The organism is Burkholderia multivorans ATCC BAA-247, from assembly GCF_000959525.1.
Taxonomy (GTDB): Bacteria; Pseudomonadota; Gammaproteobacteria; order Burkholderiales; family Burkholderiaceae; genus Burkholderia; species Burkholderia multivorans.
In genome coordinates this window covers 2,781,113-2,797,094 of sequence record NZ_CP009832.1, presented here as the reverse complement: position 1 = coordinate 2,797,094, position 15,982 = coordinate 2,781,113, and the positions used below count along the sequence as shown (strand labels likewise).

At 67.4% G+C, this 15,982-nt stretch carries 16 protein-coding genes and 1 tRNA gene; 10 read left to right on the top strand and 7 right to left on the bottom strand.

Annotation, left to right across the window (positions count from 1 at the left end; all coding sequences use genetic code 11):
- Positions 1-75: 75 nt before the first annotated feature.
- Positions 76-978 (top strand): LysR family transcriptional regulator, encoded by a 903-nt coding sequence (locus tag NP80_RS25465; protein WP_006405854.1) that lies wholly within the window; start codon positions 76-78, stop codon positions 976-978.
- 148 nt (positions 979-1,126) lie between these two features.
- Here NP80_RS25465 and NP80_RS25460 read toward each other — a convergent pair.
- From NP80_RS25460 to NP80_RS25450, 3 genes are all read right to left on the bottom strand, one after another.
- A tRNA-Leu gene (locus tag NP80_RS25460) sits at positions 1,127-1,211 on the bottom strand.
- Between the two features lie 87 nt (positions 1,212-1,298).
- Positions 1,299-2,456: an ABC transporter substrate-binding protein gene (locus NP80_RS25455; protein ID WP_006405853.1), complete on the bottom strand. Its 1,158-nt coding sequence runs from the start codon at positions 2,454-2,456 to the stop codon at positions 1,299-1,301.
- A gap of 64 nt (positions 2,457-2,520) precedes the next feature.
- Positions 2,521-3,462, bottom strand: coding sequence for a CysB family HTH-type transcriptional regulator (locus NP80_RS25450; protein WP_006398571.1), 942 nt, complete (start codon positions 3,460-3,462; stop codon positions 2,521-2,523).
- 213 nt (positions 3,463-3,675) lie between these two features.
- Between NP80_RS25450 and NP80_RS25445 the strand changes: the two genes are divergently transcribed.
- The 6 genes from NP80_RS25445 (at position 3,676) to cobA (ending at position 9,881) form a co-directional block, all read left to right on the top strand.
- Positions 3,676-5,355 (top strand): nitrite/sulfite reductase, encoded by a 1,680-nt coding sequence (locus tag NP80_RS25445; protein ID WP_006405852.1) that lies wholly within the window; start codon positions 3,676-3,678, stop codon positions 5,353-5,355.
- Positions 5,356-5,380: 25 nt separating this feature from the next.
- A complete protein-coding gene (locus NP80_RS25440; RefSeq protein WP_006405851.1) occupies positions 5,381-5,938 on the top strand; it encodes a DUF934 domain-containing protein in 558 nt (185 codons plus the stop codon).
- Positions 5,935-6,678: a phosphoadenylyl-sulfate reductase gene (locus NP80_RS25435; RefSeq protein WP_006398574.1), complete on the top strand. Its 744-nt coding sequence runs from the start codon at positions 5,935-5,937 to the stop codon at positions 6,676-6,678. Before NP80_RS25440 ends, NP80_RS25435 begins: the two co-directional genes overlap by 4 nt.
- Before the next feature lie 77 nt (positions 6,679-6,755).
- A complete protein-coding gene (cysD, locus tag NP80_RS25430) occupies positions 6,756-7,718 on the top strand; it encodes a sulfate adenylyltransferase subunit CysD (RefSeq protein WP_006405850.1) in 963 nt (320 codons plus the stop codon).
- Between the two features lie 22 nt (positions 7,719-7,740).
- Positions 7,741-9,057, top strand: a complete 1,317-nt coding sequence (locus NP80_RS25425) for a sulfate adenylyltransferase subunit 1 (protein WP_006405849.1) — start codon at positions 7,741-7,743, stop codon at positions 9,055-9,057.
- A gap of 71 nt (positions 9,058-9,128) precedes the next feature.
- Positions 9,129-9,881 carry a uroporphyrinogen-III C-methyltransferase gene (cobA, locus tag NP80_RS25420; RefSeq protein WP_006409271.1) on the top strand — a complete coding sequence of 251 codons (753 nt, stop codon included), beginning with the start codon at positions 9,129-9,131 and terminating at the stop codon, positions 9,879-9,881.
- Between the two features lie 100 nt (positions 9,882-9,981).
- Here cobA and NP80_RS25415 read toward each other — a convergent pair whose 3' ends face one another.
- From NP80_RS25415 to lptF, 3 genes are read right to left on the bottom strand one after another with little or no spacing between them, the layout of a single operon-like run.
- Positions 9,982-10,362 carry a sirohydrochlorin chelatase gene (locus tag NP80_RS25415; protein WP_006405847.1) on the bottom strand — a complete coding sequence of 127 codons (381 nt, stop codon included), beginning with the start codon at positions 10,360-10,362 and terminating at the stop codon, positions 9,982-9,984.
- 28 nt (positions 10,363-10,390) lie between these two features.
- Positions 10,391-11,539, bottom strand: coding sequence for an LPS export ABC transporter permease LptG (gene lptG, locus NP80_RS25410; protein WP_006405846.1), 1,149 nt, complete (start codon positions 11,537-11,539; stop codon positions 10,391-10,393).
- Positions 11,540-11,542: 3 nt separating this feature from the next.
- Entirely contained in the window at positions 11,543-12,637 is a 1,095-nt protein-coding gene (gene lptF, locus NP80_RS25405; protein WP_006398580.1) for an LPS export ABC transporter permease LptF, read from the bottom strand.
- A 122-nt stretch (positions 12,638-12,759) separates the two neighbouring features.
- Here lptF and NP80_RS25400 point away from each other — a divergent pair, with 122 nt between their 5' ends.
- Genes NP80_RS25400 through NP80_RS25390 form a run of 3 tightly spaced genes read left to right on the top strand, consistent with a single transcriptional unit; the run spans position 12,760 to position 15,527 of the window.
- Entirely contained in the window at positions 12,760-14,271 is a 1,512-nt protein-coding gene (locus NP80_RS25400) for a leucyl aminopeptidase (RefSeq protein ID WP_006405845.1), read from the top strand.
- A 34-nt stretch (positions 14,272-14,305) separates the two neighbouring features.
- Positions 14,306-14,722, top strand: coding sequence for a DNA polymerase III subunit chi (locus tag NP80_RS25395; RefSeq protein ID WP_006398582.1), 417 nt, complete (start codon positions 14,306-14,308; stop codon positions 14,720-14,722).
- Positions 14,723-14,747: 25 nt separating this feature from the next.
- The gene (locus NP80_RS25390) at positions 14,748-15,527 is read left to right on the top strand and encodes a DUF2486 family protein (protein ID WP_045594225.1); all 780 of its coding nucleotides are present in this window, start codon (positions 14,748-14,750) and stop codon (positions 15,525-15,527) included.
- 88 nt (positions 15,528-15,615) lie between these two features.
- On the opposite strand, the gene NP80_RS25385 is transcribed toward NP80_RS25390, so the two are convergent.
- On the bottom strand, positions 15,616-15,942 hold the full coding sequence (locus NP80_RS25385; protein WP_035488727.1) for a c-type cytochrome: 327 nt from the start codon (positions 15,940-15,942) through the stop codon (positions 15,616-15,618).
- Positions 15,943-15,982: the final 40 nt, after the last annotated feature.

Here is a 15,982-nt window from a genome sequence, read left to right as displayed (position 1 = left end):
GGACCAATGTAAGCCGCCGCACTCAATAAAAATAATGAATAATGTGCAGATCATGAATGACAAAAAGTACGTCTAATGCGATTCGACAGCAGGCTTTTGAGCGGAATCGGCGTGCTGTCGGCCGTGATCGAGGCCGGCAGCTTCGCGCGCGCGGGCGAAGCGATCGGCCTGACGCAGCCGGCGGTGAGCCGCGCGGTGGCGCGGCTCGAGGAGCGGATCGGGATCCGGATCTTCAACCGCACCGCGCGCGCGATCACGCTGACCGACGAAGGGCGACGCTTTTACGAAGCGGTCGCGCCGCTGCTGGCCGGCATCGAAGATGCCGCGCTCGACGCCGGCCGCGCGAAGGAGAAGGTGAGGGGGCGGCTGCGCGTGAACGTCGACGGCACCTTCGGCCACTACGTGCTCGCGCCGAAGCTGGCCGCGTTCCTCGAGCGCTTTCCGGATCTGTCCGTCGAGATCAGCGTGCGCGACCGGATGGGCGACCTCGTCGCCGACGGTTTCGACGTCGCGGTGCGCTTCGGCGTGCCGGAGCCGTCGTCGTACCGCGCACGGCTGCTGCTCGAGACGCGCGTGCTGACCTGCGCGTCGCCTGCGTACGTCGCTCGCCACGGCGAACCGCGGCATCCGCGCGACCTCGCGGATGGCCATCGCTGCGTGCTGATCCGCGATCCGGTCACGGGGCGGCCGTTCGAATGGGAATTCCATCGCGGCGGCGAGGTGGTGCCGTTCGCGGCGGCCGGCCGGCTGATGGTCAACGATACCGGTTCGCTGCTCGGTGCGTGTCTCGGCGGGGCGGGCGTCGCGCAGCTGCTCGAGCTGTACGCGCGCGACATCGTGTCGGAAGGGCGGCTGACGCTGCTGCTGCCGGACTGGACCGACGAGACCTTTCCGCTCTACGCGTACTACCACGCGTCGAACCTCGTGTCGGCGAAGGTGCGCGTGTTTCTCGATTTCGTCCGCGAGCTGACGAACTGAGCGCGGCCGCGCGCGGACGGCGCGGATAAAGAAAAAGCCCCGGTCGTCGACACGGGGCTCGATGCGGGTGCGTCGCGGTGCGAGCGCGTGGTGGAGGCAGCCGCCGCGCGCCGGTGTTGCGGCGGGGAGAAGCTGCGCTTCCGTTGTCTGGTGCCCAGGGCCGGAATCGAACCGGCACGCCTTGCGGCGGGGGATTTTGAGTCCCCTGCGTCTACCAATTTCACCACCTGGGCTTGTTCGGACCGCGCATGCGATCGTGCGCGGCGAAACGCGGATTATGGCCGAAAACCGCGCGCCGGGCAAGCCGCGCGGCCGCGCCGTCACTGGCTCAGATAGACGAACTGCCCGTGCCTGACGATCCCCATCACGCTCGCGCGCTGGTCGAGTCCTACGTGGTCCTTGTCGCTCGTATTCACGACGCCGTTCGGCACGACGAGCTCGTGCGCGCGCTCGAGCTCGCGCCGCAGCGCAGCCCGGAAGGCGGGCGTGCCGGGCTGCGCGAGCTTCACCGCGCGCCCGACCGCATCGGCGAGCCGTGGATAGACGCCGGCCGCATCGCCCGCGAACTGCGTGACCGTGCCGGTGCCGTACTTCGCCTCGTACGCGTCGACGAATGCGAGCGCGGCCTTACGCGCCGGATGGTCGGCCGGCAGCGTGCGCGCGACGACGACCGGCTGCGTCGGAAACAGCGTGCCGTCGACGTCCTTGCCGCCGAGCTTGATGAACTCCGGCGTCGCGATCCCGTGCGTCTGGTAGATCGGCCCCTTGTAGCCTCGCTCGATCAGCGTGCGCTGCGGCAGCACGGCCGGCGTGCCCGAGCCCGCAATCAGGATCGCGTCCGGTTTCGCCGCGATCAGCTTCAGCGCCTGGCCGGTCACGCTCGCGTCGGTGCGGTTGAAGCGCTCGGTCGCGACCACGCGGATCTTGCGCAGCTCGGCGAAGCGCGTGAACTCGTTGAGCCAGCTGTCGCCGTAGCTGTCCGCGAAGCCGATGAAGCCGACCGTCTTCACGCCGTGGTTCGCCATGTAGCGCGTCATCACGTCGGCCATCGCGCGGTCGCTCTGCGCCATCTTGAACGCCCAGGTGCGCGCGCCTTCCTGCGGCTCGACGATCGCGCCCGAGCCGACCAGCGTGATCATCGGCGTCTGCCCGGCCGCGACCGCGTCGAGCGCCGCGAGGGCGGCCGGCGTGATGTTCGGCCCGACCACGACGTCGACGTGATCCTCGTCGACGAGCTTGCGGATATTGCGCACCGCGGCGCCCGGGTCGGACGCGTCGTCGAGCACCGTCACCTGCAGCGGCTGCCCCGCGATCGTCTTCGGCCACATCAGGATCGCGTTCTTGCTCGTGATGCCGATCGCGGCGGCGGGGCCGGTCGACGACAGGTCGACGCCGACCTTCAGGTCGGCATGCGCGGTCGCGCACGCGAGCACGAGGGCGGCGCCGGCGGCGCGGCGCAGCAGGGCGGAAAGCGTCATGCGGGATTCTCCGTCGAGCAACAAAAAGGGGCGCGATATGCGCCCCTGTCGTTATACACGCGGCTCAAAGCTCGTACGATTCGGATTCGCCCTTGAGCGCCTGCTCGATCAGCTTGCGGTTCAGCGTCGGCGACAGCAGTTCGACGAGCGTATACACATAGCTGCGCAGATACGCACCCTGTTTCAGCGCGACGCGCGTCACGTTGCTGCCGAACAGATGGCCGACCGGGATCAGCCGCAGGTTGCGGTCGCGCTCGGGATTGAAAGCGATGTCGGCCATGATCCCCACGCCGAGGCCGAGCTCGACATAGGTCTTGATCACGTCCGCGTCGATCGCCTCGAGCACGATGTCCGGCGACAGCCCGCGCAGCGCGAACGCGTGATTGATCTTCTTGCGGCCCGCGAACGCGTCGTCGTACGTGATCAGCGGATACTGCGCGAGATCGTCGAGCGTGACCGGCTTGCGTTCGAGCAGCGGGTGATCGGGCGGCACGACGGCCGCGTGATGCCACTGAAAGCAGGGCAGCGACACGAGCTCCTTGTAGTCGGCGATCGCCTCGGTCGCGACCGCGAGATCGGCCTGGTCGTGGATCACCATCTCGGCGACCTGCGTCGGGCTGCCCTGCAGGATCGACAGATGCACCTTCGGGAAGCGCTTCTTGAACTCGGCGATCGCGGCCGGCAGCGAATAGCGCGCCTGCGTGTGCGTTGCCGCGATCGTCAGGTTGCCCTGATCCTGCGCGGCATAATCTTTTCCGACCCTTTTAAGGCTTTCGACTTCCTGCAGAATCCGCTCGACCGACGCGAGGATGATGCGGCCCGGCTCGGTCAGCGAGCGCACGCGCTTGCCGTGGCGCGTGAAGATCTCGACGCCCAGTTCGTCTTCCAGCTCGATGATCGCCTTCGAGACCCCCGGCTGCGACGTGTACAGCGCCTTGGCGGCCTCGGTGAGGTTGAAATTCTGCCGGACGGCCTCGCGCACGAAGCGAAATTGGTGCAGGTTCATTTATAACCCTTCCGCATATCAACAGAATTTTTTAGTCGTTTGAAATATAAGGCGAGTTTATTACGATTCACCGGAGTTTTTCAAATATGGATATCTGTTTTCGTCATTAGCAATCCACCGGGCAGCGGAAGGCCGGCGGCAGGCGGAACGGAGATTCGGGCGCGACGTGGCTAGGACGTCGCGCGGTCACCACGAAAACCCTGGGGTCCCCGAATGTATCAGTACGACCAGTACGACCAGACGATCGTCGACGAGCGTGTCGCGCAGTACCGCGATCAGGTGCGCCGCCGGCTGTCGGGCGAATTGAGCGAAGACGAGTTCCGCCCGCTGCGCCTGCAGAACGGCCTGTACATGCAGCGCCACGCGTACATGCACCGCATCGCGATTCCGTACGGCAACCTGCGCAGCGACCAGCTGCGGATGCTGGCGCGCATCGCACGCGAGCACGATCGCGGCTACGGCCATTTCTCGACGCGTTCCAACATCCAGTTCAACTGGATCAAGCTGGAAGAAACGCCCGAGATCCTCGCGAAGCTCGCGTCGGTGCAGATGCACGCGATCCAGACGTCGGGCAACTGCATCCGCAACATCACGGCCGACCAGTTCGCCGGTGTGGCACAGGACGAAGAGATCGATCCGCGTCCGTGGGCCGAGATCCTGCGTCAGTGGTCGACGTTTCATCCGGAATTCGCGTGGCTGCCGCGCAAGTTCAAGATCGCGGTATCGGGCTCGAAGCACGACCGCGCGGCCGTGCAGATCCACGATCTCGGCGTGTATCTGAAGAAGAACGCGCAGGGCGAAGTGGTCGCGAGCATCCTCGCGGGCGGCGGCCTCGGCCGCACGCCGATCGTCGGCGCGGTGATCAAGGAAGACCTGCCGTGGCAGCACCTGCTCACGTACTGCGAAGCGGTGCTGCGCGTGTACAACCGCTACGGCCGCCGCGACAACCTGTACAAGGCGCGCATCAAGATCCTCGTCAAGGCGCTGTCGCCGGCGAAGTTCGCGCAGCAGGTCGAGGAAGAGTGGCAGCACCTGAAGGACGGCCCGTCGACGCTCACGCAGGCGGAAGTTGATCGCGTGTCGCAGTACTTCCGGCCGCCCGTCTACGAAAAGCTCGCGGACACCGATGCCTCGTTCGAACAGCATCTGCTCGAGAACAAGGCGTTCGCGCGCTGGGTCGAGCGCAACGTCGCGCCGCACAAGGTGCCGGGCTATGCGGCCGTCACGCTGTCGCTGAAGAATCACCGCGCGGCGCCCGGCGACGCGACGGCCGAGCAGATGGAGCAGGTGGCCGACTGGGCCGACGCCTATTCGTTCGGCGAGCTGCGCGTGTCGCACGAACAGAACCTGATCCTCGCGAACGTGAAGAAGCGCGACCTGTTCGCGATCTGGGAAAAGGCGAAGGCCGCCGGTTTCGCGACGCCGAACATCGGGCTGCTGACCGACATCATCGCGTGCCCGGGCGGCGATTTCTGCTCGCTCGCGAACGCGAAGTCGATCCCGATCGCGCTCGCGATCCAGCAGCGCTTCGACGATCTGGACTACGTGTACGACCTCGGCGACCTGTCGCTGAACATTTCCGGTTGCATGAACTCGTGCGGTCACCACCACGTCGGCAACATCGGCATCCTCGGCGTCGACAAGGACGGCGCCGAGTGGTACCAGGTGTCGCTCGGCGGCGAGCAGGGCACGGGCCAGAACGGCGCGCGCCTCGGCCGCGTGATCGGCCCGTCGTTCTCCGCCGAAGAAGTGCCCGACGTCGTGTCGACGCTGATCGACACGTTCGTCGAAGCGCGCATCGACGGCGAACGCTTCATCGACACGTACGATCGCATCGGCATCGCGCCGTTCAAGGAGCGCGTGTATGCCGCGCGCCAGGCCGTGAACGCGTAACCAACCGGGTAGAAGGAATTTGCAGATGGCTTCGATTATCAAGAACCGCGCAGTGATCGACGACGCATGGCAGGTCGTGCGCGCGGCGGAAGACGGTGCGCTGCCCGCGGTCGATGCGCTGCCGGCCGGCAAGGTGCTGGTGCCGTTCGCCCTGTGGCAGGCCGAGCGCGCGGCGCTCGTCGCCGCGAAGACGAAGGACGAACTGGGCGTGTGGCTCGCGCCGGACAGCGAACCGGCCGATCTCGCGCCGGACTTCGACGCGATCTCGCTGATCGCGGTGGACTTCCCGCGCTTCGCGGACGGCCGCGGCTACAGCATTGCGCGGCTGCTGCGCGAGCGCTACGGCTGGACCGGCGAGCTGCGCGCGATCGGCGACGTGCTGCGCGACCAGTTGCTGTACATGTCGCGTTGCGGCTTCGACGCGTTCGCGGTGCGCGCTGACAAGGACATCCACGATGCGCTGAATGCGTTCGGCGAATTCACGCAGCGCTATCAGGGCGCGTTCGACGAGCCGGCGCCGCTGTTCCGTCGCCGCGCAGCGACGGCCGACGTAGCGACGTCCGCTGCCAAGGTGAGCGCATGAGCAACGCGACCGCCACCGCGCTGACGCCCGAACTCGCCGCGAAGGTCGAGCGGCTCGATGCGCTGCTCGCGCAGATCGCCGCGCGTCATCCGAACGTGAAGCTCGCGAGCAGCCTCGCCGCGGAGGACATGCTGCTCACGCACGCGATCCTGTCGAAGGGTCTCGCGATCGGCATCTTCTCGCTGAACACGGGCCGCCTGCATGCCGAGACGCTCGGCATGATCGACCGCGTGCGCGAGCGCTACGGGTACGAGATCGAGCAGTTCCACCCGCAGCAGGATGCGGTCGATCGCTATGTCGCCGAGCACGGACTGAACGCATTCTACGAAAGCGTCGAGCTGCGGAAATCGTGCTGCCACATCCGCAAGGTCGAGCCGCTGAACCGCGCGCTCGCCGACGTCGATGCGTGGGTCACGGGCCAGCGCCGCGAGCAGTCGGTCACGCGTGCCGAGCTGCACGAGGAAGAGCAGGACGAGGCGCGCGGGATCGCGAAGTACAATCCGCTCGCCGACTGGACCGAGCGCGACGTGTGGGCGTACCTCGACGCATTCGGCGTGCCGGTCAACCCGCTGCATGCGCGCGGCTATCCGAGCATCGGCTGCGAGCCGTGTACGCGTGCGATCCGTCCCGGCGAGGACAGCCGCGCGGGCCGCTGGTGGTGGGAGTCGCGCGACACGAAGGAATGCGGTCTGCACATCGCGATCACGCCGATTCCCGCAAGCGCCGACGCATCGCACTGAAGCCCGAACGACAAGATCGGATATTGCGCCGCTCGCGACAGCGGGCTGCACGAACCCAGAAGAGAAGGACTGAAACCATGAGCACGACGCTCGAGCAATCCGCCTTTGCCCCGCCCACCGGCGCCGACAGCCGCATGGGCCATCTCGACTGGCTCGAAGCCGAGTCGATCCACATCCTGCGCGAGCTGGTCGCCGAATGCAGCAAGCCGGCGCTGTTGTTCTCGGGCGGCAAGGATTCGGTCGTCGTGCTGCACCTCGCGCTGAAGGCGTTCGGTCTCGGCGCGAACCGCAAGACCACGCTGCCGTTCCCGCTGGTCCATATCGACACGGGCCACAACTACGACGAAGTGATCGACTTCCGCGATCGCCGCGCGAAAGAGATCGGCGCCGAGCTGATCGTCGGTCACGTCGAGGACTCGATCAAGCGCGGCACGGTCGTGCTGCGCCGCGAGACCGATTCGCGCAATGCCGCGCAGGCCGTCACGCTGCTCGAGACGATCGACGCGCACGGCTTCACCGCGATGATCGGCGGTGCGCGCCGCGACGAGGAGAAGGCGCGCGCGAAGGAGCGCATCTTCTCGTTCCGCGACGAATTCGGCCAGTGGGATCCGAAGGCGCAGCGTCCGGAATTGTGGAGCCTGTACAACGCGCGCCTGCACAAGGGCGAGCATCTGCGCGTGTTCCCGATCTCGAACTGGACCGAGCTCGACGTGTGGCAGTACATCGCGCGCGAAAACCTCGAGCTGCCGTCGATCTACTACGCGCATCGCCGCGAGATCGTCCGCCGCAACGGGCTGCTCGTGCCGGTCACGCCGCTCACGCCGATGCGCGAGGGCGAGACGAGCGAGATCGCGCAGGTGCGGTTCCGCACGGTCGGCGACATTTCCTGCACCTGCCCGGTCGAGAGCGACGCCGACGACGTCGAGAAGATCATCGCCGAGACGGCGGTGACCGAGATCACCGAGCGCGGCGCGACGCGGATGGACGACCAGACCTCCGAAGCCGCGATGGAGCAGCGCAAGAAGCAAGGCTATTTCTGAAGCACACGGGGACATTCACATCATGAGCATCATCGAGAACACCGAAGACCTCGGCGTGCTGCGCTTCATCACCGCGGGCAGCGTCGACGACGGCAAGAGCACGCTGATCGGCCGCCTGCTGTACGACAGCAAGGCCGTGCTGTCCGACCAGCTGTCCGCGCTGTCGCGTGCGAAGAACAAGCGCACGGTCGGCGACGAGCTCGACCTCGCGCTGCTGACCGACGGGCTGGAAGCCGAGCGCGAGCAAGGCATCACGATCGACGTCGCGTATCGCTATTTCGCGACGGCCAAGCGCAAGTTCATCATCGCCGACACGCCGGGCCACGAGCAGTACACGCGCAACATGGTGACGGGCGCGTCGACCGCGCATGCCGCGATCATCCTGATCGACGCGACGCGCGTGACGGTCGAGAACGGCGTTGCCGAACTGCTGCCGCAGACGAAGCGCCACAGCGCGATCGTGAAGCTGCTCGCGCTGCAGCACGTGATCGTCGCGATCAACAAGATGGACCTCGTCGACTACAGCGAAGCGCGCTTCAACGAGATCCGCGACGCGTACGTCGCGCTCGCGAAGCAGCTCGGGCTGACCGACGTGCGCTTCGTGCCGGTGTCGGCGCTCAAGGGCGACAACATCGTCGGCGCGAGCGAGCGCATGCCGTGGTATGCGGGCGAGCCGCTGCTCGACGTGCTCGAGTCGCTGCCGGTCGCGACGCAGGCGCACGATGCGCTGCGCTTCCCGGTGCAGTGGGTCGCGCGTCAGGACGGCAGCTCGGCCGACGACTTCCGCGGCTACATGGGCCGCATCGAGTCGGGCGAGGTGAAGGTCGGCGACGAGATCGTCGTGCTGCCGTCGAACCGTCCCGCGACGGTCGCCGAGATCATCGCGCCGGTGCCGGGCGGCACCGCGGCCGTGCCGCACGCGTTCGCGGGTCAGACGGTGACGATCCGTCTCGACCAGGACGTCGACGTGTCGCGCGGCGACATGTTCGTGACGGCCGCCGAGCCGGTCGCGCCCGCGAAGAAGCTCGAGGCGGACCTGTGCTGGTTCGACGAGACGCCGCTGTCGCCGCAGCGCAAGTACCTGCTGAAGCAGACGACGAGCACGGTGTTCGCGAAGATCGGCGGCGTCAAGCAGGTGCTCGACGTGCATACGCTGTCGCACGCGACCGACCGTCAGGACCTGAAGATGAACGACATCGGCCGCGTCGCGCTGACGCTGCAAAAACCGATCGTGTGCGACACGTACGACGCGCATCCGGGCACGGGCGCGTTCGTGCTGATCGACGAGGCGACCCATCATACGGTCGCCGCAGGGATGATCCGGGCGTTTTCGGCGTAACCGGCATCGCGCTGCCGCCACGCGGCGGCGCGCGCCGGTAGCGTCGCCCGCATGAAGGCGAAGCGACAAACATGGGCAAGGTGTATCTGATCGGCGCAGGGCCGGGCGCGGCGGACCTCATCACGGTGCGCGGCGCGCGGCTGCTCGCCGCGGCCGACGTCGTGCTGCACGACGCGCTCGTCGAGCCCGAGATGCTCGACTACGCGCCGAACGCACGCAGGATCGCGGTCGGCAAGCGCTGCGGGCAGCGCTCGACCGCGCAGCAGTTCATCAACAAGCAGATCGTCGACGCGGCGCGCGAACACGCATGCGTAGTGCGGCTCAAGGGCGGCGATCCGATGCTGTTCGGCCGCGCGGACGAGGAAATGCGTGCGCTCGAAGCGGCCGGCATCGACTACGAGGTCGTGCCGGGCATCACGGCGGCACTGGCGAGCGCGGCGACGCTGAAGCGCTCGCTGACGCTGCGCGGCGTCGCACGCAGCGTCGCGTTCGCGACGCACAGCCGCGCGCCGGGCAGCGACGAGATTCGCGAAGCGGCGCGTGCCGACTCGATCGTCTACTACATGGGGCGCGACAGCGCGCCGGGCATCGCGCAGGAGCTGATCGACGCGGGCCGTGCGCCGACGACGCCGGTCGCGATCGTCGAGGCGTGCAGCACCGCGCGCGAGCGTACGCTGACGCTCACGCTCGCCGAGATGGCAGCCGGCGCGGCGCAGGCGTGGCTCGATCCGGCGCAGCCGAGCCTGCTGATGATCGGCGATGCGCTCGCCGAGCGGCAGCCGCAACGCGGAGCGGAGGGCGGCCGGCTGCGCAACGCGGCCTGACGACGGCGCCGCATGCGACGGCTTCGCGCCGTCCCCCAAAATACGAACGCCGGCATCTGCCGGCGTTTGTCATGGTGCGCTATGCGCTGCGCATTGCCTTTCAGGCGTCGCGTTCGAGCTGGTCGATGCAGTAGCGCGCGATCGCGTCGAGCACGCCGTCGTCTTCGCCGACGGCCGTCGCGCAGCGGATCTCGACACCGGGATGGGCGGCACGGCACGCGTCGATCAGTTGCGGCAGATCGCGCCGCACGTGGCCGCCCTGGCCGAAGAACACCGGCACGACGGTCACGCGCGTGCAGCCGGCCGCAATCTGTGCGGCAACCGCGGCGTCGAGCGAAGGCGTCATCAGTTCGAGGAACGCGAGCGATACCTGCGCGGCGCTGCCGGCGGCGCGCAGCCGCGCGGCGAGCCGCTCGAACGGCTCGGCCCAGCGCGGATCGCGCGCGCCATGACCGAACAGGACGATGCCGTGCGCATTCATGTCGAATCCTCCGTCGGGCGCGCGGCGCTCAGTGCCGGTCGACCCATTTCAGTGCGAACAGCCCGAGCGCGAGATAGATCAGGCCCGGTGTGGCTGCGGTGAGCGGCGCGGGCCACGTGTTCAGCGTACCGATATGCGAGAACAGCGTATTGAGGAGCTGGAAGCTCATCCCGAGCATGATGCCGCCGAACACCTTCACGCCCACCACGCCCGCACGCGTATGCAGATACGCGAACGGCAGCGACAGCACGAGCATCACGAACACCGCGAACGGATAGAGCAGCTTGCGCCACAGCGCGATGTCGTAGCGCTGCGTGTCCTGATGGTTTTCGCGCAAGTGCTGGATATAGCGGAACAGGTTGATGATCGACATGCGCTCGGGCGACACGAGCAGCACGGACAGGATCTGCGGCGTGAGATCCGAGCGCAGCCGGTATTCGGGCAGCGACACCTGCTGCGACCGGTACACGGGGTTCAGCGCATCGGGCGCTTGCCCGGCGATCGGCCGGATCGGCGTCAGTTCCGTCTCGGTCACGCCCTTGAGCAGCCAGTGGCCGGGCGGCTCGTAGCGTCCCGTCTGCGCGATGCGCACGTTCTTCAGCTGGAATTTCGCGTCGAATTCGTAGATCCGCACGTTGCTGATCGTCGAATCGGGCGCGAGGCTGCCGACGTTCACGAAACGCGTGACCTGCTCGCCGTTCTCGCGCGCGGCGAGCGTGTCCTTCACCCATACGCCGGACTGGAAGTTCGACGACACCGATGCGCCGAGCGCCTGCAGCCGCACGCGCTCGGACAGCTGGTCGGCGTACGGGCCGACGAACTCGCCGATCAGGTAGGTGACGATCACGAGCGGCACGCCGATCTTCAGCAGCGAGCGCAGCGCCTGGTTGGTCGCGAGGCCCGAGACGCGGAAGATCGTGAACTCCGAGTTCGCGGCCATTTGCGCGAACACGTAGATCGCGCTGATCAGCGCGGCGACCGGGATGATTTCGTAGAAGCGCGACGGCGTCTGCAGCGCGACGCGCAGCACCGCGTAGCCGAATTTGTAGTTGCCGTGCCCGACCGAGTTCAGTTCGCTGATCAGGTCGAAGAAGAAGAACAGGCCCGAGAACGCGAACAGGATGAAGACGAACGTGACGTAGATCTGCCGCGCGAAGTACTTTTCATAGAGCCGCATCGATCATGCTCCCGAGCGGCCGAACAGCGCGCGTGTGAAAAGCGGGCGATTGCGCACCCGCAGCCAGAAGATGAACGCGACGATCGCCGCGACGACCACGTGCAGCGCGACGAGCCCGACGCCGAACGACATCTTGCCCTGCTCGATCTGCGCCTGCACGACGTTCAGCAGGTTCGAGTAGGTCAGATAGATCAGCACGGCCATCACGAGGTTGATCGTGCGGCTGCGGCGCGGGTTCTGATAGGCGAGCGGAATGCCGAGCACCATCAGGTTGATCGCGATCAGCGGCAGGCCGGCGCGCCACGCGAATTCCGCGAGGTTGTCGCGCGTCGGGTTACGCAGCAGCTCGGGCGTGGGCGTGCTGCTCGTGGTCGGCACGTTGACGACCGGCTTGCTCGTGATCTTCACGCCGTAGCGCTCGAACTCCATGATCTTGAAGTTCGGCTGGCCGGGCGTGCCGTCGTAGCGGCGGCCGTCCTCGAGCACGACGAAGCGGTCGCCGTCCTTCGTGGTTTCGGTGTGGCCCGTCTGCGACACGACGACGTTGACCTTGCCGTTCTCGGTGGACGTGACGAACACGTTCTGCACCTTGCTCTGGTCGGGCGTCATCTTCTCGATGAAGAACACGCGATGGTTCGACGCCGATTCGCGGAACTGGCCGGGCGCGAGCAGCGAGATCTCGTCGCGCTGCTGGAAGCGCGCCTTGATCAGCCGGCTCTGCTGGTTCGACCACGGCCAGCCGACGAACGCGAAGAACGTGATCAGCACGATGATGGGCGTCGCGAACACGCCGATCGGCTTGATGAGCCGCGTGAGGCTCACGCCCGACGCGAGCCAGACGACCATTTCGGAGTCCCGGTACCACCGGGTGAGCACGAACAGGATCGACACGAACAGCGTGACGACGAGCATCACCGCAAGATAGCCGATGACGGTCAGGCCGATCAGCACGAGGACGTCCTTCGGGTCGACTTCGCCGGACGCGGCATAGCCGACGATGCGGATCATCATCGTCGTGAGCATGATCGTGAGCAGCACCATGAACACGGCACCAGCCGTATACGCAAGCTCGCGCTGGAGGGAGCGTTCGAAGATCATTCTTGAAGAGAAGAGGGCGGGAGGCAGCGCCCGCGTGGTGCGGCGCTCGCGCCGCCACGGGAAAAATAGCGGATAATTGCGGCTTTCATCCTTAGCCCAGATTTTATCCGAGGACAAGCGCGATGGACTTTAGCATAAAAGGCTGTGATTGGAGCAAAGGCGAGGCGAAGGGGTTCCTGACCGGGAAGTCCGACTGCATCGTGCTCGGCATCTTCGAAGCGCAGACGCTGTCGGGCGCAGCGCTGGACATCGACACGGCCACCAAGGGACTGATTTCGCGCGTCGTGAAGGCCGGCGACATGGACGGCAAGCGCGGCAAGACGCTGTTCCTGCCGGAGGTGTCGGGCATCGGCGCGTCGCGCGTGCTGCTGGTCGGCCTCGGCAAGCAGGATGCTTTCAACCAGAAAGCCTACAACGACGCCGTCACGGCCGCATGGCGCGCGCTGTTCGCGACGAAGGTCGTCCAGGTCACGTTCACGCTCGCGCAGCTGCCGGTCGACGAGCGCGGCTCGGACTGGGGCGTGCGCGCGGCGATTCTCGCGCTGCGCAACGAGACCTACCGGTTCACGCAGATGAAGAGCAAGCCGGAACCGGTCTCGCATACGTTGAAGCGCGTGGTGTTCAGCGTCGAGCCGGCCGACGAGAAGGCCGCGAAGGTCGCGGTCAAGCAGGCCGTCGCGCTCGCGAACGGGATGGATCTGACCCGCGACCTCGGCAACCTGCCGGGCAACGTCTGCACGCCGACCTATCTTGCGAACACCGCGAAGCAGCTCGCGAAGGACTGGGGGATGAAGGCCGAGGTGCTCGGCCTGAAACAGATCCAGGCGCTGAAGATGGGCTCGTTCCTGTCGGTCGCGCGCGCGTCGGTCGAGCCGCCGCAGTTCATCGTGCTGCACTATCAGGGCGCCGCCGCGAAGGCCGCGCCGATCGTGCTGGTCGGCAAGGGCATCACCTTCGACACGGGCGGCATCTCGCTGAAGCCGGGCGAGGGCATGGACGAAATGAAGTACGACATGTGCGGCGCCGGCTCGGTGCTCGGCACGATTCGCGCGGTCGCCGAGATGGGGCTGAAGCTGAACGTCGTCGGCATCATCCCGACCTGCGAGAACATGCCGGGCGGCAACGCGACGAAGCCGGGCGACGTCGTGACGAGCATGAAGGGGCTGACGATCGAGGTGCTGAACACCGACGCCGAAGGCCGCCTGATCCTGTGCGACGCGCTCACGTACGCCGAGCGTTTCAAGCCGGCGGCGGTGATCGACATCGCGACGCTGACGGGCGCCTGCATCATCGCGCTCGGCCATCACAACAGCGGGCTGTTCTCGAAGGACGACGCGCTCGCGGGCGAACTGCTCGACGCGTCGCGCGAGGCGAACGATCCGGCATGGCGTTTGCCGCTCGACGACGAGTATCAAGATCAGCTGAAGTCGAACTTCGCGGATCTCGCCAACATCGGCGGGCGTCCGGCCGGCAGCGTGACGGCCGCCTGCTTCCTGTCGCGCTTCACCGAGAACTACCCGTGGGCGCACCTCGACATCGCGGGCACCGCGTGGAAGAGCGGGGCGGCGAAGGGCGCGACCGGCCGTCCGGTGCCGTTGCTCGCGCAGTTCCTGATCGACCGCGCCGGCCAGTAATGGCGCGAGCGACGACGATGCGGGTACGCGGGTCATGACGCGGATCGATTTCCATTCGAACGTCGGCGATTCGCTCGCGTATGCGTGCCGGCTGCTGCGCAAGGCCTACCAGGCGGGGCAGCCGGTCGTCGTGGTCGCGGAGCCCGCACGCCTGCGCGCGCTCGACGAGCGGCTGTGGACGTTTTCGCCGCTCGACTTCATTCCGCATTGCGGCGTCGACAGCGCGCACGCGGCCGGCACGCCGATCGTGCTCGCCGCCGACCTCGACAAGGCGCCGCATTACCACGTGCTGCTGAACCTCGGCGCGGCCGTGCCCGCGCAGTTCGCGCGCTTCGAGCGGCTGCTCGAAGTGGTCGGCAATGCGCCGGACGAACTGGCCGCAGGCCGTGAACGCTATCGCTTCTACCGCGATCGCGGCTATGCGCTGAACAATTACAAGCAGGGCGGCTAGCCGAAACCGTCGACGGAGTGCTCGCGTGACACAACCCGAACCATCCTCGATTCCGACGCTGACCGACGTTCTCGTGCCGGGCCGGCCGGAACGCGCGCAGGCGCGCGAAGCCGATGTGCCGCCGCAGGCGCCGCAGGCGCAGCACTCGCTGCACGACGACGCGGCGCTGCCGCTACTGACCGATGTGCTCGTGCCGGGCGGCGCGGCCGCGGCGCCGGCTACCGCGTCGTCTACCGTGCCGGCCGCCGCGCCGGAAGCCGAAGCCGATCCCGAAGTCGTCGCCGTGCATCCGGTGCCGACACCCGACGTGCCGGCAGTCGAATGGCCGCCGGCCGACGCGGCGGCGGCGCGCGATGCGGATGCGCCGGCCGAGCCGGGCGCCGCGCGGCAGGTCGTCGCGCAAGACGCGGCGATGGGCGCGCCGCTGTCGTCGACATTGGCCGCCGACGTGCCGTCGGGGGACGCCGCCAGTGCAGCCGCACGGTCGCCGGGCCGCGCCGCGGTCGACGACACGCTGCCTGAAGCCGTTGTGCCCGCCGCCGACGAGCCGGTGGCAGTGCTGACGGCCGAGGATGCGCAGCATGTCGCCGAGCGCCTGCGCAACCGTCTGACCGCCTATCTGACCGGCGCAGGGCGCGACGCGATCGAAGCGCGCTGCCGCGAGGCGCTACACGACCATTCGGCGTGGCTGGTCGGCCAGATCACGCGCGAAGTGGCGCTGGCGCTCGAAACCGAGGTGATGGACTGGGTGCGCGACGCGGTCGACGAGGAAATCGCGCGGCGCCGCGGCACGCGTTCCGACTGAACGGCGAGCGGGCCACTCCGGCGCAGCGGCGCAGCGGCGATGCGGCCGCATGTCGAGCGCGCCGCAGCCGGTTTTCATCCGATTCGAATCAGTGCAGCGACATCACCCATTGCGCGAGCGTATGCGCTTCGGCGGTCGTCAGCTGCGTATTGGCCGGCATCGGCACGTTTCCCCACACGCCGACGCTGCCCTTTACGATCGACTGCGCGAGATAGTCGGCCGCATCGCCGCGCGGCGCATAGCGGCGCGCGATGTCGTGGAACGACGGGCCCATCAGCGGCTTGCCGACCGCATGGCAGGCCATGCAGTTCTTGCGTTGCGCGAGCGTCAGTCCGTCGGCCTGCTGCGCCGACGCGGCCGCCGCGCCGCCGGCCAGCAGCGTCGCGAGCAGCGCGCGCAATATCGTTTGTTTCATGCGGTTCTCCGCCGGCGGCACGGCCGGCTTCACGGTCCGC

Excerpts from the sequence above, each read along its gene's own strand:
- NP80_RS25455 (WP_006405853.1), bottom strand. The coding sequence starts at position 2,456 with ATGACGCTTTCCGCCCTGCTGCGCCGCGCCGCCGGCGCCGCCCTCGTG.
- NP80_RS25445 (WP_006405852.1), top strand. The coding sequence starts at position 3,676 with ATGTATCAGTACGACCAGTACGACCAGACGATCGTCGACGAGCGTGTC.
- NP80_RS25415 (WP_006405847.1), bottom strand. The coding sequence starts at position 10,362 with ATGAATGCGCACGGCATCGTCCTGTTCGGTCATGGCGCGCGCGATCCG.
- NP80_RS25435 (WP_006398574.1), top strand. The coding sequence starts at position 5,935 with ATGAGCAACGCGACCGCCACCGCGCTGACGCCCGAACTCGCCGCGAAG.
- lptF (WP_006398580.1), bottom strand. The coding sequence starts at position 12,637 with ATGATCTTCGAACGCTCCCTCCAGCGCGAGCTTGCGTATACGGCTGGT.
- NP80_RS25440 (WP_006405851.1), top strand. The coding sequence starts at position 5,381 with ATGGCTTCGATTATCAAGAACCGCGCAGTGATCGACGACGCATGGCAG.
- cysD (WP_006405850.1), top strand. The coding sequence starts at position 6,756 with ATGAGCACGACGCTCGAGCAATCCGCCTTTGCCCCGCCCACCGGCGCC.
- NP80_RS25400 (WP_006405845.1), top strand. The coding sequence starts at position 12,760 with ATGGACTTTAGCATAAAAGGCTGTGATTGGAGCAAAGGCGAGGCGAAG.
- cobA (WP_006409271.1), top strand. The coding sequence starts at position 9,129 with ATGGGCAAGGTGTATCTGATCGGCGCAGGGCCGGGCGCGGCGGACCTC.
- NP80_RS25450 (WP_006398571.1), bottom strand. The coding sequence starts at position 3,462 with ATGAACCTGCACCAATTTCGCTTCGTGCGCGAGGCCGTCCGGCAGAAT.
- NP80_RS25465 (WP_006405854.1), top strand. The coding sequence starts at position 76 with ATGCGATTCGACAGCAGGCTTTTGAGCGGAATCGGCGTGCTGTCGGCC.
- lptG (WP_006405846.1), bottom strand. The coding sequence starts at position 11,539 with ATGCGGCTCTATGAAAAGTACTTCGCGCGGCAGATCTACGTCACGTTC.
- NP80_RS25385 (WP_035488727.1), bottom strand. The coding sequence starts at position 15,942 with ATGAAACAAACGATATTGCGCGCGCTGCTCGCGACGCTGCTGGCCGGC.
- NP80_RS25395 (WP_006398582.1), top strand. The coding sequence starts at position 14,306 with ATGACGCGGATCGATTTCCATTCGAACGTCGGCGATTCGCTCGCGTAT.
- NP80_RS25425 (WP_006405849.1), top strand. The coding sequence starts at position 7,741 with ATGAGCATCATCGAGAACACCGAAGACCTCGGCGTGCTGCGCTTCATC.